The organism is Clostridium hydrogenum, assembly GCF_021432385.1.
GTDB lineage: Bacteria > Bacillota > Clostridia > Clostridiales > Clostridiaceae > Clostridium_S > Clostridium_S hydrogenum.
In genome coordinates, this window is sequence record NZ_JAEACT010000002.1 from 1,476,869 (window position 1) to 1,497,708 (window position 20,840).

Here is a 20,840-nt window from a genome sequence, read left to right on the forward strand (position 1 = left end):
GAATTAATTGGAAAAGATGTTTTGAATTTAATTTGCGTTTAATGTTGAAGGTGAAATATATGATGAAAAAAAAACTTGGTGATTTGTTAGTTGATTATGGAGTAATAACAGAAAATCAGCTAGAAAGTGCCCTTAAAAAGCAAAAACATAGGGGAAAAAGAATTGGAGAAATACTAGTAAGTGAAAAAATTGTAACAGAAGAAGAAATAGTGGACATTCTTCAAATGCAGATGGGGATACCAAAAGCATATTTTGATGAATATTTTATAGATAAAAAAGCGGTTTTAACTATACCAGAGGGACTCGCACAAAAATATAATGTAATTCCAATATCATTTAATGGGGACAAGCTAAATGTAGCTATGAGTGATCCGATGAATATGTTTGCCTTAGATGATGTTAGAATTGCATCTGGTTATGAAGTTGTTCCAATGATTGCTACATCAACTGAAATAAAAAAAGCAATAGAAACTTACTATACATCGCAAAAAATTGAAAAGGCAGCAATAGAGGCATCTAAAAATTATGAGATAAATGTTAAAGAAATAGAGGGCATAAATAGTAATTCGGAAAATAGTATAGACAATGCCCCAATAGTTAAGCTTGTTGATTTTATAATAAAAGAAGCAATAAGGCTTGAAAGTAGCGATATACACATAGAACCCTTTGAAAAATATATAAAAATAAGATATAGAATCGATGGCGAACTTCATGAAAAGCAGAGAATTCAAATACAATCACTGCAGGCCATAATGACACGTATAAAAATAATATCAAATTTAAATATTGCGGAAAAAAGACTTCCTCAAGATGGAAGAATGAAAGTGTTTGTTGATGGAAAAAATATTGATTTAAGAGTTTCAATCCTGCCAACTATTTTCGGTGAAAAGGCTGTAATAAGAATTTTAAAAAATGATAGTAAAAATATAAGTAAAGAGAGCTTGGGCATGGATGAGGAAAGTATGAAGAAGCTAGAAAATATAATTAAAAGTCCATACGGAATTATACTTGCTACAGGACCAACAGGAAGTGGTAAATCAACAACTCTTTATGCAGTTCTAAATGAACTTAACGATGAGCGTAGAAATATAGTTACAGTTGAAGACCCAGTAGAATATATGATTGATGGTATAAATCAAGTAAACGTAAATGTGAAGGCAGGTCTTACTTTTGCATCTGGCCTAAGATCAATATTAAGACAGGATCCAGATATAATAATGATTGGAGAAATGAGAGATAGTGAAACAGCAGAAATTGCTGTAAGAGCAGCTATAACTGGACATTTAGTATTGAGTACAATACATACAAATGATGCTGCTTCATCAATAATGCGTCTTTTTGATATGGGTATTCAACCATACCTTGTGGCAAATTCCATCAGCGGAATAATAGCTCAAAGGCTTGTCAAAGCAATATGCCCTGAATGCAAAGAAGAGTATGAAGCAAAAGCCTATGAAAAGGAAATACTTGGAGCCGAGGAAAGCGAGAAAGTAACTTTATATAGAGGAAGAGGATGCCCTAAGTGCAATGGTACTGGATATCTAGGTAGAACTGGAGTTTATGAAATAATGGAAATAACAAGAGAAATGAGAGAAAAGATTGTTGAAAATCCTGATATTGATTTTATTGAAAAACAAGCAATAAAAAATGGAATGAATACCATAAGAAAATCTTGTGAAAGGCTTGTTTATAGTGGGAAAACTACTATAGATGAATTAGTAAAAATAGCATTTTTAAAGAATTAATAAAGATATACCACTTGAAACTTTAAAATTAATTTGTATCAAAATGCCATCTTATGGGAATTATGATGCAAATTGGTTTTAGTAGTTGAAACGGTATAATCAAGGGGGAATATTTTGTGCCTGTATACTTGTATGAAGCTAAAACAATAAAAGGGAAGATAGAAAAGGGAAGAATAGAAGGAGAAGATGAAAATGGAGTTGCAGCTTATTTAAGAAAAAAAGATTGCTGGCTTATTTCCATTAGAGAAGAAAATGAAGTTGGTCTAAATGCAGATATAGATATATTTTCAAAGGTAAGTATAAAGGATATATCAATATTTTGCAGGGAACTTTCCTATGTACTAAATGCAGGTATAAGTTTAAATAAAGCACTTGATATAGTTGGAGCGCAAACAGAAAATAAAAAACTTAAAAAGGTTATTTCAAAAGTATTTGATGAAGTGGAAAGAGGAAAAGGCCTAGCGGATTCAATGAAAAAATATAAGGAATTTCCAAGTTTACTTATAAATATGATAGCTGCAGGTGAATCCAGTGGAAACCTGGATGAAATTATGAATAGAATGTCTGAATATTATTTCAGTGAATTTAAGCAGAGACAAAAAGTAAAACAAGCTCTAACTTATCCTATAGTAGTTGCTATTTTTGCTTTTATTATTGTAAATTTTTTAGCCATTAAGATACTTCCTATGCTTATTGGTAATATTGTTAACATTTCTGGTAAAAGTGATATACCATGGCCAACCAAAGTTTCAATGGGATTTAGTGATTTTGTAGTACATAATTTCATTTTTATAATTTTGTGTATTCCGGTAATTGTAATTTTACTTAAAATAGCTAAAAAATATAGTTTTAATAGCGAAAAACTAGATAAATTTAAAATCAAGATGCCCATTGTTGGAAAGGTAATCTATAAAATTGTAACTTCAAGATTTGCAAGAACCTTTGGAATGCTTGTATCCAGTGGTATACCACTTATAAAAAGCATAGAGATATGTGGGAAAATAGTAGATAACAAATTTATAGAAAATTCTCTTGAAGCCGTAAAAGAAGATATAAAAAAAGGCTCCAGCATTGGAATGGTTTTTGAGGAGAAAAATATTTTTCCACCAATGCTCACACAAATGATAAAAATAGGAGAAGAATCTGGAAATCTAGAAGATGTATTAAAAAAAGTAGCTGAATTTTATGACGAAGAAGTTGAAACAACAGTAGCACAAATGACAACGCTTATAGAACCATTAATTATAATTTTATTAGCAGTTATTGTAGGATTTATAGTTGTATCAATAATACTTCCAATTTTCCAGATGTATAATAGTGTTTCTAATTCAAGTTTCATATTGCATATAGCAGATTCATATTTGAACTCTTTATAAAGATAAACCACTTGAAACTTCAAAATTAATTTGTATCAAAATGCCATCTTCTTGGCATTATGATGCAAAATGATTTTGGTAGTTGAACTGGTTTATCTATAAAGGTATACCAGTTGAAATAGCAAAATTGATAATAACAGATGTAGCTTTATAACAATTTTTTAAATGCACAATGCACAGTTCACAATGCACAATGAAGGATGATTTTTCTATCTAGCGTAGAAAAATCTTAAAACATATGTTTTTATTGTTTACGCAACCGCACTATATATGGTGCAGAGAGACGCTGACAATATTTAAATTTAAGGTTTACCTTAAGCAGAGCGAAAGGCAAATCATCCTTCATTGTGAATTGTGCATTGTCAACTGTGAATTGAAAAACATTGCTAGTAGGATAAACTTTGTATTTGCAATTTCCATTTTTCAAGTAGTATATCTATAATTCCTAAAAAGGGGGGACAGTTAAAATATTTACCTTTGAATCTGTTAAATATAAACCAAAATGGGGGAAAGAAAATGAAGATAATAAAAAAGGGAAAAAAGAAAAAAGGATTTACTCTTATTGAGCTTATAGCCGTAGTTGCAATTCTATTAATTCTTGCAGCAATTTTAATTCCTAACATAGTAGGATATATGCAAAGATCAAAAATAGCAACAGTAAAAAGTAATGCAAAAGCAGTACTTAATGTTATAAAAACAGCTCAAGCAAATTCAGATAGTGGCAGTATTACAACATATAGTGCGGCAATTAATGCAGATGGAAATTTAAAATTATCTGGTGGTGGTGTGACAAATGGCTTAGCAACTGCAGATGAAAATACCCTTGAAAATCTAATTAATGATAATAGTAATACTTGGGCAAATTTTTCTGGTTATTATTAAATTTCATGAAAACAGCAAAGTAATAAATATAAACAAGTTGAAATAATGAAATTACAAATATCAAATGTATTTTTATAACAACTTTTTTTATTCACAATTCACAATGAAGGGTGATTTACCTGCATTGTGAACTGTGAATTGTCTTAAGGAGAAATTATGTTTATAATATATATTTTTATTTTCGTACTCGGAACTATAATTGGAAGCTTTTTAAATGTTTGCATTTTTAGAATACCATTAGAACAGTCTATAGCTTTTCCGCCTTCACACTGTATGAATTGTGGTAAAAGGTTAAAATGGTATGATATGTTTCCAATAATAAGCTGGATAATTTTAAAAGGAAAATGTAGATACTGTAAAAGCAAAATTTCCTATAGATATCCATTAGTTGAATTTGTAACTGGGATTATTTTTTTAGCTATTTATTTAAAATATGGTTATACCTATGAAACAATTAAATTTTGTTTTTTTGCTGCACTAATTATAGTTATAGGATTAATAGATAGGGATACCACAGATGTATATAATTCAACTATAATTACAGGAATAATAAGTTTTATATTATTATCTATCTTAAATTTTGTATTATTTAAAATGAAGTTTATAAACGAATTTTCTATTTTAAATTATATATTAGGAGGCATCATTGGAGCAGGCTTTATTTTAATCATAATACTTCTTACAAGGGGAATGGGCTTTGGTGATGCGGAAATATGCCTTGTTTGTGGACTTTTCCTAGGAATTAAGAATATTATATTTATGTTGTTTTTATCTGTAGTAATAGGTGGAGTAATAGGAGTTGCGTTAATTTTACTTGGAAAAAAGAAAAGAAAAGATTACATACCCTTTGGCCCGTTTATAGCAATAAGTTCAATTTTTACCATATTATTTGGAAGCGGAATTGTAAACTGGTATATAGGGAAATTTTAAAGAAGAGTACTCTGTACTCTGATTCAAGTCCTAATCTAAAGGATGAATTTCGTATTTGCAATTTCAATGTTTCAGGTAGTTTTCTATATTAAGGGGGAGCGTTATGGCAAAAGATATTATGTCTGTAGAAATAGAAAATAGATACATAAAAATATTAGTTGGTGATATAAGAAAGATATCTCAAAGTGCAATTATAAATACACCTAAAGGAGCAATGGAAGATGATAAGATAGTTGATGTAGAAGCCATTGCTGATGTGTTGAAGGAATTTATAAATTCTAATAAGATTACTGCAGATGGGATAGTATATACAATTCAAGGACAAGATACCATAATAAGACATACAGAAATAGCCATAATGCAAGAAATAGAAGTTGGAAAAGCTGCAATTATGGAAATAGGGCAGTATCTTCCTAGGCAAGGAGTAAATTACTATATTGATTATCAAATTATAGATAAAATAAATACGGAGGAAAAGAAAGTATTTAGAGTTCTTGTTGCTGCGGTTCCAAGAGTAAAGGTTAATGGCTATGTTGAACTTACTGAAAAACTTGGAATGAAATTAAAGGCTATAGATATACTTCCAATAAGTATTTCGAGAGTCTTTAAAAATTATTTTGATAAAAATAAAGAAATAAACAATATAGGTATTATTGATATAGAAAATTTAAACAGCAGTATTGTAATACTTGATCATGGAAAAATTTTCATTGAAAAAGAAATCAATAAGGGAATTTCAAATGCAGTAGAGGAAATTGCACAAAATTTAAATATTGATTATGAGAAGGCCTATTTTTATTTTATGTCAAAATTTAATTTTGCAAAACAAAGTTATTCTGGAGAAATGTATGAAGACATCATAAATAATTTTGATGAAATTTTTAGGGCTTTTGATAGAATTGTTAAGTTTTATACTGCCGGTAAAGTAAAGAAGACCTTGGACAAAATATTTGTTGTTGGAGAAGGTGCAAAGGTATATGGAGTAGAAGCTTACCTTCAAGATTTTATGGATACGGATGTGTCTGTAATAGATAGTGCGGAAGATATAAATTTAAAAATAAACTTTAAGGATGGAAGTAAGTTTAAATATTATTCAAATGTTTATGGAGCTATTTTAAGAAAAAGTAAAAAGGAATTAAATTTAATACCAGATAATAAAAGAAAATTTAAGACAAGTATTGTAAATTCTAATTTCTTTAAAGCTTCAGTTGCTGGCCTAATAGTTTTGTTTGTTGCGGCAAGTGCAATCCCAATAGCTGTAGCGCATAGCTACGCAAATAAGCAAAAAAATGATGAATTCAAGATTCAAGGACTCAATAAACTGCAAGCTGAGCATGATTCATTGACGAAAAAGATTGCTACTTATAATTCTAGAATTAAACTTGTGGATAAGCTTACTAAAAGTAAAGTAATGCTAAATAAAAAAATTGATGAAATAAACAAGTATGTTCCATCAGATATAAAATTTGATTCTATATCCTTTGATGATAATAATGGAATAGTATTATCTGGAGAAACTGCTGATAGTAAAGCACCAGCGGCTTTGGTTGCAAATCTTCAAATGTCAAATAACTATAAAAATGCAAGACTTATGAGTGTAACAAATTCGCAAAATAATAATTCTAATGCTAATAATAATGTTTATAACTTTATTGTAAATCTAGGAGATGGTTCGGATGCAGAAAATAACGCAAAGAGATAAAAAAATATTAGTAGTACTATGTGCAGTTATTGTGGCAGCTATATACCTTCAATTTATACTTTTGCCATCATTAAATTCCATAAGTCAAAGCAAACAAACTATAGATAGTTTATCATCAAGAGTAGACGAAATGTACTCGCTTAGAATACAAAATGTAAATATGAAAAAAAACTTAAAAAAACTTTCCAAGAAATATGATGATTCTAAAAGCAAACTACCGGTTAATGAGAGAAATCCTGAGATTGAATATGATATACAAAATATAGCCTCTGATAGCAAGGTTACTGTGTCAAGTATAGTTTTTGGAGATGCTAAACCATTCACAGAAGTTTCTAATAATAAAAAAGATCAAGCAAGTAGTAATAATAGTTCTGAAAAAAATGGGGATTTAATTGAAATTCCTGTAAACATAAATGTAACTGGAAATGATAAAGACAGCATTATGAAATTTTTAAGCAGTATTGAATCAACTAACAGAATTTCAGAAATAAATGATGCAAATATAACTTTAAATAATGAGGCTACTCAAGATAGTAACAATTCTCAAGATAAAAAACTTACACTTAGTGTAACTGCAAATTATTTTTATATTGTTAGTAAAGATAAAGAAAGTATTCAATATAACTTTGGCACAGGAAAATAGGAGGAACTATGAAAAATAAGAAGTATAGTGGATTAACTCTTGTTGAAATCATAGCGGCTATGGCAATTTTAGTAATAGTATTAGTATCAGTTTCAACAGTAATTATAACAATAACTGATTATAATTCTAATATGAGATGTAAAATTAAAAATTCAGCTATTGCACAAAAGGTTATGGAATATTACAAGACATATGATTTTTCTGCTTTATCAGATATTAAATCAGAACCACAATATGAATACCTGTGTTATTCAGATGATTCTTCAGGCGGCACATTTACAAGTAAGAGTGGGAAAAGTGGAGCAACAATTTCAGCAATAAGTGGTGAAATACCAAGTTCAATAGGCTCAAGTTCTCCTGAAAAATATGATGGAATTGTAAAGACATATTTTTCGTCAGTGCCAACAAAGTTTGATCATGTAATAAAAATAGTATTTACTTATAAGGACAATATGATTACTATAGATACTACAGTTTTTGACAGTAAAAGCAAGGACAAATTTCTGGTTGAATATGTAACGTTAAAGAGGTATTAGTTATGGAAAATTATAAAAAGTTGAAAGGATTTACTTTAATTGAATTAATGGCTTGTGTGGCCATATTTGCCATATTGACAACTACATTGGGCCTCTTTTTTGAAAGTATGCTTAAGCTTTATAATATTCAAGAGGCTAATACAACAATTGAATATGATGCAAGAAGGGTAATGACTTCAATTACACAGGATGTAAGGTCAGCCGCTTCAGTTCCAGATACAGGTACTAATTCTAATAAGTTAATTTTAAATAATGCTGATGGTTCAGTTATGGCAACCTATAGTTTAGACCCTAATTCTACTAATACACTTGATAAATCAGGGAAGGAGATAGCAAATGATATAAGCAGTATAGCTTTTAAAGTTGATTCTAAAACTGATCCTGGCACAGTATATGTAACTTTAACGGCACAAAAGAAAAATACTTATGAAAAATTCACTATATCATCAAGTGTAAAACGTCCAAGTGATGAAAAAATAGCAGTGAAAACACCTCCTGCACCAACACCAACTCCTACGCCTAGTTCTAATATGGATTTGGACTTCCTTGAAAGAAATGTAATCAATGTAATTTCGTCGGGTGATTTTGATTTGAAGGCTACAAACGGTGTAGCAATTAATACAGGAACCAATGATAACTTGTTTTTTCAATGTAAAAATTTTGTTGGATCGGATTTAGCATCTAGCAATATTCAAGGAAATTTGGCAATAAAAGCTGACAGCATGGATTGGGGAAATAGCGGTATAGCTATATGCGGTAAGGAAGCTGTATTTGATGTTCCTAGTTTTTCTGGTACATCTGGTCCAATAAACAATTGTAAAGTTTATTATAATGATAATTATTCTGCACCAAGTAATTTAAGTGGGAGTTATGTTTTAAATAAAACTTCACAATATCCTAGTAGTGGTGATGTTTGGAGCGGTATGTTTGATTCTAACAATAAAAGTAGCATAAAAGCTATGTCGCTAAATAATTTAAAACCAAACATTGACTTTTCAAAATATCCTAATATAAATGCTTCTTCTATTCACTATTTTAAAGGCTTAAGTAATAATGAAATAGCGGCGGGAGTGCCTAAACCACTACCTGATTATAAAGGAGCAGTACAAGCTTGCAGTATAAGTTTGTCAAATTATGAATATATAATATGCCACGGACCACTTACAATAAGCTCAAAGGATTCAAATGGAAATTATGATTGGAATAAAAACTTTAATTTTAAAGGTCTAATATATTGTGATGACGTTATAACCTTTAAAGACATTATACCAGCCTTTACAGGCATCATTATTTCAAAGGGAATTGTCGTTGATTCTCCTCAACGCCAAAATTGGAATGGTGGTAATGGTGGAATAAATTTTGATAATAATAATGGAAATCTTAAAGATATCAATTCTATACTAGATGCTGAAACAGTAAGCAGTAATTAAAGTGGAAAGGAAAAAGGCTATGAGAAATAAAAAAAAAGGATCAGCATTAATTATAACATTAGTCTTAACTTTATTTATAATGGTAATTGTGATGGCATTGCTTACTTTGACTATAAATACAACTACACAGGTTAATGCTTATAATAAAATAAATTCAGCTTATTATGCTTCAGAATCTGGATTTGAAAGGACTATCTCTATTATTCAAAACTCTAAACTTGATGATTTTGCAAGCGTTAATTTAAAAGGAATTAATGAGTCCAGTTTAAAAAGCCAATTAGATTCAAAAGTTAATGCTTATGTAAATAATATTTTGAACTCAGTAAATAGTAAAAGTAGTTCTGATAAAACAGCACTTATAAATAATCCTGCTTCAAATAGCTATTATATAATTAAGGGTTTAACATATAGTGCTACCACTTTAGCGCCAAGTGTAGATTTAACAGCAGCAAATGTAAATTGTAATCTTGTATACACCATACCAATGGCTTTGAGTTCTGAAGGGCATATAGCAGGAGATGGAAAAGATTCTTTGAAAAAAGTAGCTTATAATTTTAAATTGACTATAACTTTTAATTTTGTAAAATCAACTAGTAATTGCAGCATAAATATAAAATCTTCGGAAATAGATTATACAAATTAATTAATCGCATAGTTAACCCTCCATAAATATAATTCACGTGTATGTGACATTGTTGTAAAATGTTAAAAAATAAAGGAATTAGGATGATAATGTCGAATTAATATTTAAAGAGCATTTTCTGAAAATTTTTAAAATGCAGAAAATGCCCCGTGAGTTGAGTATATATGGGGGTGTTATGATGAAATTAAAATCAATAAAGCTTAAAATAGTTGCTGTCATTTCATTGATAATATGCATACTTGTAGCTATAATCGCATTTGAAAATGTGTTGAAATTTGATGCTTATGTAGATTCGAATTTTAAGGATGATGTTACAAAAGCAAGCAATGTATTTAGTAAGAAGATTGAAGATATGAAAAAGCAATCCTTGAGTTTAGGATATCAATTAGCAAATAATAGAGAAGTAGCAAAAGCTATAGAAGAAGGGAATACTGAAAATATATTAAAACTTTTAAATCCGCTTGTAAAAGGGGCAGGAATTGATTTTGTTACAGTTACTGACGAAAGTGGAAAGGTTCTAGCTAGAACTCATGATCCCAATAAAAAAGGAGACAGCGTTGCAAATCAAGAAAATGTAAAAGAAGCACTTAGTGGTAATACAAATTCACAAATTGAAAGTGGAACATCAGTTAAATTGGCAGCTAGGTCGGGTGTTCCAGTAAAAAATGACAAGGGACAAATTGTGGGTGTTATATCAACAGGATTTAGGCTTGATTCTAATGGAGTTGTGGATTATATAAAATCAAGCTTAGGTTGTGAAACTACAATTTTTTTAGGGGATATTAGAATTGCTACAACAGTAAAAAAAGATGGCAAAAGAGCTGTTGGAACTAAACTTGACAGCACTATATCAAAAATTGTGCTTTCAAATAAAATTTATTCTGGTGAAGCAAATATACTTGGAGGAAACTATATAACTCGTTATACTCCCATTATTGGACCAGAAAACAAGGTAATAGGAATACTATTTACAGGAAAGAGTAAAACACTAAGCGATATAGTAAAAAATCAGTTTATTACAAATAATGTTGAGGTTGGTATAATAGCATTATTGATATTTGGCATAATAATATACATTTATGTAGATAAAAGAATTTCTAAACCACTTAAAGAGGTTGTAGATCATTTTAAATTTGTAGCTAATGGTAAATTTAATGCTAAAATTTCTAGTAACCTTATAAGTAGGAAAGATGAAATTGGTGAACTTGCTCGTGAGGCGGCTATTATGCAAAAAGATTTAGGTACTTTAGTTAGTAAAATAGTAGGTGATTCGGAAGAAATAAGTGCTTCAAGTGAGGAGCTTTCTGCGGCAGTTGAAGAATTTTATTCAATGATGCAAAATATAGATATGGAAATAAATAAAATAGTACAAGGTACAGAAGAAATAAATGCTGCATCGGAAGAAGTAAATACATCTGTAGAAAAAGTAAATGGCAATATAAATGAATTATCTAAAGAAGCAGAAGAAGGTAGCAAAAATTCTAATGAATTTAAGGAAAGAGCTTTTAATGTTCAAAAAAATAGTAAAGCGGCAGTTGAAAAATCAAATAATATATATGTTGAAAAAGAGGAAAAGATACTAAAAGCAATACAAGACGGCAAAGTTGTAGACAAAATAACAATAATGGCAAATACAGTGAAGAATATTGCGGCACAGATTAATTTACTTTCACTTAATGCATCCATTGAAGCTGCTAGGGCGGGAGAAAGCGGCAAAGGTTTTGCAGTAGTTGCTACTGAGGTTGGAAAACTTGCAGACGAATCCAGTGCTGCTGTAGAAGAAATTCAGGACGTTGTATTAAAGGTTCAAAATGCATTTGAGAATTTATCCAATAACAGCAAGGAGATACTGGAGTTTATACAAAATGATGTAAATACACAATTTAATATGTTTACAAATGTTGGAACTCAATATAATAGTGATTCAGAGTTTGTAAGTGAAATGTCACAAAAAATATCTTTAATGGTAAAGGAGATTAATGTGTCTGTAAACCAAGTATCCTCAGCAATGCAAACTATGACAAGCAATACTCAAAATTCATATAAGAATGTTGAATCTATACAGAAAAGTATAAACGAAACCTCTAAGGGAATAGAGCAAGTTGCATTAACGGCACAAAGCCAAGCAGTGCTTGCACAAAATCTTAATGAAATGATGCAAAAATTTGAACTTTAGTTTGGAAGAGATTGTATAGATAAACCATTTCAACTATTAAAATTTATTTGTACCATAATGGCTAGAAGACGACATTTTGGTACAAATAAATTTTAAGTTTCAAGGTGGTTTATCTTTAACACTAAAAATTAGTTAAGGCATATTAATTAATTTTTTAGTGGTACAGTCTTTTTTACTTGACAAGTAATTTTTATAGATATACAGTTGAAACAATGAAATTACAATTTGTAGAGCAGAGTACAAAGTACAAAGAAGGAGGAATTAACAAAATGAAAAAAGTATTGGTGACAGGATTTGATCCTTTTGGAGGAGAAAATATAAATCCTGCTTTGGAAGTTATTAAGGAATTAAAAAATAGAAAGTTTGAGAAGGTAGAACTTGTAACTAAGGAAATACCAACAGTATTTTATAAATCCATAAAAGTACTTGAAGAGGCTATGGAAGAGCTTAAACCTGATGTCGTAATATGTATTGGACAAGCTGGAGGAAGAAGTGAAATAACTGTTGAAAGGGTTGGAATTAATATTATCGATGCAAGAATATCAGATAATGAAGGTAATCAGCCAGTTGATACATTGATTGCACCAAATGGTCCTGCAGCTTATTTTTCCACCATTCCAATAAAAGATATTGTAGAAAATATAAGAAAAGTTGGCGTGCCGGCTTCTGTATCAAATTCAGCAGATACGTTTGTTTGTAATCAACTACTCTATGGTCTTATGCATATAATAAGCACAAAATATAATAAGGTTAAAGGTGGTTTTATACATATACCATATCTTCCAGAGCAAGCATTAAATTATAAAAATCAGCCTAGTATGAGTCTTTTAAATATGGTAAAGGCACTAGAAGTTGCTATAGATACTGCTGCACAAGAAAACTAATAAAAGAGTAAGGATAACATATTCAAGGAGATTGGCTTATGAAGAATTTTACAATTGTATTAGCACCAGATTCTTTTAAAGAGAGTATGACTGCAAAAGAAGTTTGTTTAGCAATGGAAAAAGGAATAAAGAAGGTTAATAATAAAATTAATTGTGTACATGTTCCAATGGCGGATGGAGGGGAAGGCACAATGCAGTCCCTTATTGATGCCACAAATGGGCAAGTATATACAATGAAGGTACTTGGCCCTCTTTCAAACGAAGTGGAGGCACAATACGGAATTTTGGGAGATGGAGAAGTTGGAGTAATTGAAATGGCAAGTGCTAGTGGAATTCATTTAGTTCCAAAAGAAAAAAGAAATCCATTAACTACAACTACGTATGGTACTGGTCAGCTTATTAAAGCCTGCCTTGATAAAGGTGTAAAAAAAATACTTATAGGTATAGGCGGAAGCTCAACTAATGACGGCGGAGCTGGAGCTATAGAAGCCCTTGGAGCAAAGTTCTTGGATGAAGATGGAAAAGAAATAGGCTTTGGCGGTGGCAGCCTTGGAAAGTTAAAGAAAATAGATTTATCTGACTTTGACGAAAGATTAAGCAAGGTAGAAATTGAAGTTGCCTGTGATGTAAATAATCCTCTTTGTGGTGAAAATGGAGCTTCAAATATATTTGGACCTCAAAAAGGTGCCACAAAAGAAACGATTGAAATTTTGGACGAAAATTTAAAACATTATGCAGCTATTATAAAAGAGCAATTCAATAAAGAAGTTATAAATATGCCCGGGGCAGGAGCAGCAGGTGGTCTTGGTGCTGGACTTGTAGCATTTTTAGATGGAAAGTTAAAAAAGGGAATTGATTTAGTTATAAAATATTCAGGCTTAGAGGAAAAGGTTAAACTTTGTGATTTTGTTTTTACAGGAGAAGGAAGCATAGATTATCAAACTAAATTTGGAAAAACTCCAATAGGAGTAGCAAGTGTTGCTAAGAAATATGGAAAACCTGTAATTGCGCTTGCGGGAAAAGTTGGAGATAATATAGACGATTTATATGACAATGGTATAGATTCAATATTTGGAATAATGAGAGGAGTTACTTCTATTGAGGAGGCTCTTAAAGCTGGAGAGGAAAATATTGAAAAAGCCTCTGAAAATGTAATAAGATTAATAAATATTGCGAACTAAAGTGTAGTGCAAAATCAAAGAATCTTTGGTAGGTGTAGAAAAATAATGTTAGTAAATAGCGGCTCAAAATCCTAAATAAAATTAATAAAACTAAGCAGCAAATTTTTTAAAGCTTAAGAGATTTCGATAACTCGCAAAAACACGCTCGGACAATCTAAAGCTCTAAAGCTTAAAAAAATTTTCCGCTAAGTTTTATACAATTTTATTTTAGAAATTTTTTCGCCACTATTCCCTAACATCATTTTTTCCTACACCTACCAAAGGTTCTTTGATTAACCCACTACAGCTTTTTTCACAATATATAATTATTTCCTAACAACTTAATACTGTAATTTCAATGATAATGTCATGGATGAAAATGGTATAATAATATGAAAGTATATGAAAAAGTATTAAAATAATATATAATATAATAAATTGATACGTATAAGGATTAAGAAGGTGATTAAGCTGAAAACATTGATATTTAGCAATAAAAAACGTGTGGAAAAGTATATAAAGTACTGTAAAGTGCCAAAAGATATGGAACTTATATTTATGGAACAAGCTACTTCAGATGACGAAGTGCTTGCTAAAGCAAAAGATGCGGATTTTATTTTTGCAGATGCAATTAAAGAGGTAAGCAAAAAATTGATAAGCAATATGCCTAACTTAAAGCTTATCCATTCTGAAGGTGTGGCATTTAATAAAATTGATATTGAAACAGCGAAAAAGTTGAATGTTTATGTTTGCAATAACAGAGGGGCAAATGCTGGTGCAGTTGCAGAGCAGACTATACTTTTAATGCTTGGATTGTTAAGAAATGTATTAGATGGCGATAGAAAGGTAAGAATAGGTAAGCAAATAGAGACGAAAGAGCGCATGATGCTAGAAGGTGTTGTAGAATTAGCAGACTGCACTGTTGGGCTTATAGGATTTGGTGCTATTGCTAAGGAAACAGCTAAACGACTTAATAGCTTTGGATGTAAGCTTTATTATTACAGTAGAAGAAAGGCTTCAGATGAAATAGAAAAAGAATATAACGTAGAATACAAGAATTTGGATGAACTTGCTAGTGAATGTGATATAATTAGTTTACATGTTCCTGTTACAGCGGAAACTACAAATATGATAGATGAAAAATTTTTGGCTAAAATGAAAAAAACAGCTTTTTTAATCAATACAGCAAGAGGAGAAATAGTAGATGGTGAAGCTTTAAAGAATGCCTTAATAAAAGGTGAGCTTGGAGGGGCAGGTCTTGATACTTTATCTCCAGAACCAGTAAAACTGGATAATCCGCTGCTAGATATTAAAGAAGAATTAAAATATAAAATTTTATTTTCACCACATATTGGAGGTACAACTGAAGGCGCTTTCAGAAGAATGCATCAAGGTGTGTGGGAAAATATTAGCAGGGTTTCGGCTGGAGAGAAGCCAATTAACGTTGTAAATGGTGTATAAAATTTTAGGAGGAATTATATATGATATCAGAAAAAATGTATGAATTAGGAAGTAAAAAATCTGTAATAAGAGAAATTTTTGAATTTGGAAAGAAGAGAGCAGCAGAAGTAGGAGCAGAAAATGTATATGATTTTAGTATTGGAAATCCTAATGTTCCCGCACCAGAGGTAGTTAAAAATGCTATTTTAGATATTTTACAAAATGAAAATCCTGTAGATATTCATGGATACACAAGTGCTCAAGGAGATCCAAAGGTAAGGGCTACTATAGCAGAATCTATAAATAGAAGATTTAAAACAAACTTTGATGCTAATAATTTATATATGACAGTAGGAGCTGCTGCTTCTATACATATATGTTTTACAGCTTTAGCAAATAAGGGAGATGAATTTATAACCTTTGCACCTTATTTCCCAGAGTATAGATGCTTTGTAGAAGCTGCTGGCGGAAAACTTGTAGTGGTTCCTGCACAAATAGAAAATTTTCAAATTGATTTTGAAGAGTTTGAAAAAAACTTAAATGAAAAAACAAAAGCAGTCATTATAAATACTCCCAATAATCCTTCAGGAGTAGTTTATACTGAAGAAACTATAATAAAGCTTACAGAATTGCTTAAAAGTAAATCAAAGGAATATGGTCATGCTATTTATTTAATTTCTGATGAACCTTACCGTGAAATAGCATATGATGATGTAAATGTTCCTTATTTAACAAAATACTATGATAATACTTTTGTATGCTATTCTTACAGTAAATCTTTATCACTTCCTGGTGAAAGAATAGGTTACATAGTTGTTCCAAATGAAATGGAAGAGTCTAAAAAGGTATATGCTGCTGTTTGTGGAGCTGGTAGAGCACTAGGCTTTGTATGTGCACCAAGCTTATTTCAAAAGGTAGTGGCAAAATGTGCAAACGAAACAGCAGATATAAGTATTTACAAGAAAAACAGAGATTTGTTATATGATAATTTGATAAAATTTGGCTATAAGTGTGTAAAGCCAGATGGGGCGTTTTACTTGTTTCCTCAAGCTTTAGAAAAAGATGCATATGCATTTTGTGAAAGAGCAAAAAAATATGACTTGCTTTTAGTTCCTGGTGATGACTTTGGATGTCCTTCCCATGTGCGTATTTCTTACTGTGTAACTACAGATCAAATTATAAGATCTTTACCTGCTTTTGAAAAGTTGGCAAAAGAATATAAATAACAAATTACATTATTATGAAGGAATATTTTAGTTTTAGTATGGGGGGAGATGAATAAAATTAAAAAATATCGTAAGGAAATAATAACGATTTGTATTATTTTATTTATCTTGGCTGGGTATCATATTTTGGCTCCCGTATTTATAAAGATACCTTTCAAGGCACCTAAAACTACTATAAGGTATAATGATAAATCGATTCCAACTTCCCTTGGCGATCATAATTGGATACCTAAAGAAGGCGGAAGTAGTTATGAAACACAAGGTGAATATACCGTTGGAGTGAATACCACAAAATTTGAGGCTAAACCTAATGATATACTTAATATTTCAGTTCCATGGAATCCTAAAAGTGTGGCCATATATCAAATCTTAGGTGATAATGTCAAATACAAAAAGTGTAAAATATATAGAGCTGGAAAAGGATATGAATTTAAATTTCCAGTTAAAAGGGGTCAATATATATTTGAAGTGTTTGCCAAGTGGGATGAAGATATGCATAACACAGCTACTATATTTCGAGTTGACATTCAATAAAATGGCTATGTTTTAAATAAAAATAAAATTTAAGGCAAGAACCTAATTATAATTAAGTTCTTGCCTTAAATTTAGATAAATTTCTATCTTTTCTTTCCAAATAATCTTAAAAGATAAATAAAAAGATTTATAAAATCAAGATATAATGTAAGAGCTCCAAGTATACTTCCTTTTGATTTGGCTTCCAAATCATCAGTATAGCTTAGATTTAATGCCATCCTTTTAATCTTTTGTGTATCATAGGCAGTAATGGCTACAAACACAATGACGCCTATAAAGGATATAACTAATGAAAAAGTATCATTAATTATAAAGATATTAACTACGGATGCAATTATGAGCCCTATTAATGCCATAAAGCATATATTGCCTACACTTGTAAGATCTCTTTTTGTTACATATCCATATGCACACATAACACCGAAGGTTCCTGCAGTTACTAGAAATACACTTGCAATTGATCCTAAATCATAAGCAAGGAATATCCATGAAAATGTAAATCCGTTAACAACTGAATATACAAAAAATATTACAGTTGCAGTTTGTGCTGACATCTTGTTAATTGCTCTTGATAAAAATACAACAATAAGAACTTCAGCTATGGCTAAAACGAAGAAAAGTGATCTATTTGCAAAAAGTGCTTCAACTAAAGATGGAGAAACTGATACTGCAAATGCAACTCCAGCAGTAGTTAAAAGGGCTAAAGTCATCCATAGATAAACTTGTTGAATGAAACTGCGTACTTCTTGTCTTTCGTGAGTTAATCTTAAATCTTCCATAAAGACCTCCCAATAATTTTATTTTTATTTATATTTATTACTACAAGTATACATTTTATCACAAGAAATTAATAGTAGCAAAATAAATTTAATATTTTTTTGTATTTAATTAAAAAAATTACAATACTAGATTTACTTTTAGCTATAATAGATATCTTTATTATACCCATAATTATATAATATAAATGTGTAGAAAATGTTATAATATATAAAATAAAAAGTTAATATAGAGTTTCAATATATTTGGGGGCGAGTTTTATGGAAAGATATTTAGTGAAGGTATGCGGAAGAGTTCAAGGAGTAGGTTTTAGATATTTTGTTCAATATACAGCAGTTAGTTATGATGTAACAGGTTATGTACAAAATTGTGAGGATGGAACAGTTAAAATTGAAGTTCAAGGAAAAGCGTTTGCAGTTGATGAATTTTTATCGAAAATAAGGAATGGAAATAGATTTGCTAGGGTAGAAGATATGGTTAGTAGAAAGATTGAAGTTGTAGATGGAGAGAAAAAATTTAGAGTTAAATATTAGAAATTTATATTTCACTTAAAAATAGTTGATTTTATAAATATATCACTACAAAAAAATGTAATAATTACGATAAAAGTATTATGACATATTATTTTCCATTATATTAAGTGTATTTATAAAATTATAAAAAAGGGGTGAAAATATGCTATTAATCTATATAAAACGTTTTATGTACTAAAAGTTTTAATAGCAGAATTATTATGAATGAGAAACTTGAAAAAATGTTTTGGAGAACTTTAATCAAAGAAGAATTGATAACTAATTTAATACCAACACCAATTTTAAGTTATTTAATGCTTTATACCTTTAAAGTGGGAAAAGAAAATAGAGGATTACTTTTAATCTTAGGAATTGTATCATGGTTAATAGCTGTATCATTCGGTATTATAGTAAAATTTATTTGCATGGCACCTATGGTTAAATCTATTAAATACATAAATAATGGTGAAGCCCATGAGGAGCTATTTAAAAGAGGAAAAATTAATTCGTATAAGCTTCCCTTTGTAGAATGTTTAATTATTTTTATAAGATGGTCAATTATAGTGCCTTTGATTACTGATTTGCCATTATTTTTGTTAGGCAAAGAGAATACAGCTAATTTTATATTTATATGGATAATATATGCATTAACAGGATTGCCCTTGGTTTCTATGTATTACTTAATATCACAAAATGAAACCGTAGCTTTTAATAGTGTAAAAGAAATAAAGAATATTAAGCTTCAAAAAACTCCACTGCATTTAGAAATGGTGGATCAACTATTATCAGCTTTTCTATTTACCATAATATGTCCATCAGGGATGCTTACTTGCATGTTTTACATGAACAACTATAAATATATTGAACTTAAGGGATTACAATTATTTTTGGTTATATTGTTAGCTGTTATACTTCCTTTAATTATTGTTAAAATGTATACAGATATGTTTAAAAGTTATTTTAATGAGATAAGTTCTACAACTAAAAAGGTTATAGCAGGAGATTTAACAAATGAAATAAACCTAGAAATGGAAGACGAAATTGGACGAACAGTTAAAGATATTAACGTTGTTTTAAAGTATATGGCTGAAATTGTTTCTAAAGTTTCCAAAGCAGTCAATTCAATTTATAATGCAACAAATAATATTTCTGCTGTAGCTGAAGAAACATCTGCATCAAATGAAGAAATATCAGCTAGTACGGATGTTATTAAAAATAATTCCATGGACGTTTCAAATCATATAGGTGATACTTACAATAAAGCACTTGGAGTACAAAGCGTGACCAAGGAAGTTTTGAAATATTCAGAGGAGTTAGATACAAATTCAAAGCAAGTTCAGGAAACTGTTCTTTTAGGTAAAGATACTCTTTCAGTCATGTCTAATATAATAGAAGTAACAGTTGAAAATTCTTCTACCACAAATAAAGCTGTTGAAACTTTGGTAGATGGAACACAAAAAATAATGTCTATACTAGATGTTATAAAGGGAATATCAGAACAAACTAATTTACTCGCATTGAATGCTGCTATTGAAGCTGCAAGAGCAGGTGAAGCTGGAAAAGGCTTTTCAGTGGTTGCAGAAGAGGTAAGAAAGCTTGCGGAAAGAAGCAGTGAGGAAAGCGAAAATATTGAAAAAGTTGTTAAAGATATTTTGGTAGAATCTGATAATTCAAAGTTAGCTGTTAAAAAGACAGTGGATAATATTGATGAAATAAAATTACAGTCTAGTGTAATACAAGAGAAATTTGATAATATTCTTGAAAGTACTAAAACTCTTGCGCATCTGTCCAAGAATATGTACGATAGCTCTAAACTTCAAGGCAAAGATCTTGATGAAGTAATAACTGCAATGAATGCTGCAACCAAACTTATAGAGGAAATATATGGTCAAATTAGTGAAGTAGATAGAGCAGTTAATCAAGAAAATGCAGCCAATGAAGAAACCATAAAATCAATTGAGGGATTATCTAATTCTGCAAATGAATTGAATGATTACATGGTTAAATTTAAGATTTAAACTTAAAATATTCTGAAGCAAAGTGTAGTGCAAAATCAAATAGCCTTTGGTATGTGTAGAAAAATGATGTTAGTGAATAGCGGCTCAAAATCCTAAATAAAATTAATAAAACTAAGCGGCAAATTTTATTTTAGAAATTTTTTCGCCACTATTCCCTAACATCATTTTTTTCCTACACCTACCAAAGGCTATTTGATTAATCCACTGCATCTTTGATTCACAATAT

The 20,840-nt window shown here is 30.1% G+C and carries 18 protein-coding genes; 17 read left to right on the forward strand and 1 reads right to left on the reverse strand.

Annotated features, from left to right (window positions below; genetic code table 11):
- The first annotated feature begins 59 nt into the window (after nt 1–59).
- The 15 genes from CUEA01_RS06580 to CUEA01_RS06650 all read left to right on the forward strand — a co-directional run bounded on the left by CUEA01_RS06580 (nt 60) and on the right by CUEA01_RS06650 (nt 17,307).
- Complete coding sequence (locus CUEA01_RS06580) at nt 60–1,745, forward strand: GspE/PulE family protein (RefSeq protein WP_234120313.1); 1,686 nt, start codon at nt 60–62, stop codon at nt 1,743–1,745.
- Nucleotides 1,746–1,861: 116 nt separating this feature from the next.
- Nucleotides 1,862–3,121, forward strand: coding sequence for a type II secretion system F family protein (locus CUEA01_RS06585; RefSeq protein WP_234120322.1), 1,260 nt, complete (start codon nt 1,862–1,864; stop codon nt 3,119–3,121).
- Nucleotides 3,122–3,637: 516 nt separating this feature from the next.
- Nucleotides 3,638–4,003, forward strand: coding sequence for a prepilin-type N-terminal cleavage/methylation domain-containing protein (locus tag CUEA01_RS06590; protein ID WP_234120324.1), 366 nt, complete (start codon nt 3,638–3,640; stop codon nt 4,001–4,003).
- A gap of 156 nt (nt 4,004–4,159) precedes the next feature.
- Entirely contained in the window at nt 4,160–4,933 is a 774-nt protein-coding gene (locus CUEA01_RS06595) for a prepilin peptidase (protein WP_234120326.1), read from the forward strand.
- A 103-nt stretch (nt 4,934–5,036) separates the two neighbouring features.
- Nucleotides 5,037–6,635 carry a pilus assembly protein PilM gene (gene pilM / locus CUEA01_RS06600; protein ID WP_234120333.1) on the forward strand — a complete coding sequence of 533 codons (1,599 nt, stop codon included), beginning with the start codon at nt 5,037–5,039 and terminating at the stop codon, nt 6,633–6,635.
- Entirely contained in the window at nt 6,610–7,278 is a 669-nt protein-coding gene (locus tag CUEA01_RS06605; protein WP_234120340.1) for a type 4a pilus biogenesis protein PilO, read from the forward strand. The genes pilM and CUEA01_RS06605 overlap by 26 nt, the downstream gene beginning before the upstream one ends.
- A gap of 8 nt (nt 7,279–7,286) precedes the next feature.
- Entirely contained in the window at nt 7,287–7,814 is a 528-nt protein-coding gene (locus CUEA01_RS06610) for a type II secretion system protein (protein ID WP_234120342.1), read from the forward strand.
- Between the two features lie 2 nt (nt 7,815–7,816).
- Nucleotides 7,817–9,244 carry a PilW family protein gene (locus tag CUEA01_RS06615; protein WP_234120344.1) on the forward strand — a complete coding sequence of 476 codons (1,428 nt, stop codon included), beginning with the start codon at nt 7,817–7,819 and terminating at the stop codon, nt 9,242–9,244.
- 19 nt (nt 9,245–9,263) lie between these two features.
- Nucleotides 9,264–9,887 (forward strand): hypothetical protein, encoded by a 624-nt coding sequence (locus CUEA01_RS06620; protein WP_234120346.1) that lies wholly within the window; start codon nt 9,264–9,266, stop codon nt 9,885–9,887.
- 178 nt (nt 9,888–10,065) lie between these two features.
- Nucleotides 10,066–12,063 carry a methyl-accepting chemotaxis protein gene (locus CUEA01_RS06625; RefSeq protein WP_234120348.1) on the forward strand — a complete coding sequence of 666 codons (1,998 nt, stop codon included), beginning with the start codon at nt 10,066–10,068 and terminating at the stop codon, nt 12,061–12,063.
- A 269-nt stretch (nt 12,064–12,332) separates the two neighbouring features.
- The gene (pcp, locus tag CUEA01_RS06630) at nt 12,333–12,947 is read left to right on the forward strand and encodes a pyroglutamyl-peptidase I (protein ID WP_234120350.1); all 615 of its coding nucleotides are present in this window, start codon (nt 12,333–12,335) and stop codon (nt 12,945–12,947) included.
- 38 nt (nt 12,948–12,985) lie between these two features.
- Complete coding sequence (locus tag CUEA01_RS06635) at nt 12,986–14,128, forward strand: glycerate kinase family protein (protein ID WP_234120358.1); 1,143 nt, start codon at nt 12,986–12,988, stop codon at nt 14,126–14,128.
- A 483-nt stretch (nt 14,129–14,611) separates the two neighbouring features.
- On the forward strand, nt 14,612–15,568 hold the full coding sequence (locus CUEA01_RS06640; protein WP_234120360.1) for a 2-hydroxyacid dehydrogenase: 957 nt from the start codon (nt 14,612–14,614) through the stop codon (nt 15,566–15,568).
- A 20-nt stretch (nt 15,569–15,588) separates the two neighbouring features.
- A complete protein-coding gene (locus CUEA01_RS06645) occupies nt 15,589–16,773 on the forward strand; it encodes a pyridoxal phosphate-dependent aminotransferase (protein WP_234120362.1) in 1,185 nt (394 codons plus the stop codon).
- A gap of 48 nt (nt 16,774–16,821) precedes the next feature.
- Nucleotides 16,822–17,307 (forward strand): hypothetical protein, encoded by a 486-nt coding sequence (locus CUEA01_RS06650; RefSeq protein WP_234120364.1) that lies wholly within the window; start codon nt 16,822–16,824, stop codon nt 17,305–17,307.
- A gap of 83 nt (nt 17,308–17,390) precedes the next feature.
- Here CUEA01_RS06650 and CUEA01_RS06655 read toward each other — a convergent pair whose 3' ends face one another.
- On the reverse strand, nt 17,391–18,086 hold the full coding sequence (locus tag CUEA01_RS06655) for a Bax inhibitor-1/YccA family protein (protein WP_234120372.1): 696 nt from the start codon (nt 18,084–18,086) through the stop codon (nt 17,391–17,393).
- A 258-nt stretch (nt 18,087–18,344) separates the two neighbouring features.
- Here CUEA01_RS06655 and CUEA01_RS06660 point away from each other — a divergent pair, with 258 nt between their 5' ends.
- A complete protein-coding gene (locus tag CUEA01_RS06660; protein WP_234120374.1) occupies nt 18,345–18,617 on the forward strand; it encodes an acylphosphatase in 273 nt (90 codons plus the stop codon).
- 200 nt (nt 18,618–18,817) lie between these two features.
- Nucleotides 18,818–20,614 carry a methyl-accepting chemotaxis protein gene (locus tag CUEA01_RS06665; RefSeq protein WP_234120376.1) on the forward strand — a complete coding sequence of 599 codons (1,797 nt, stop codon included), beginning with the start codon at nt 18,818–18,820 and terminating at the stop codon, nt 20,612–20,614.
- Nucleotides 20,615–20,840: the final 226 nt, after the last annotated feature.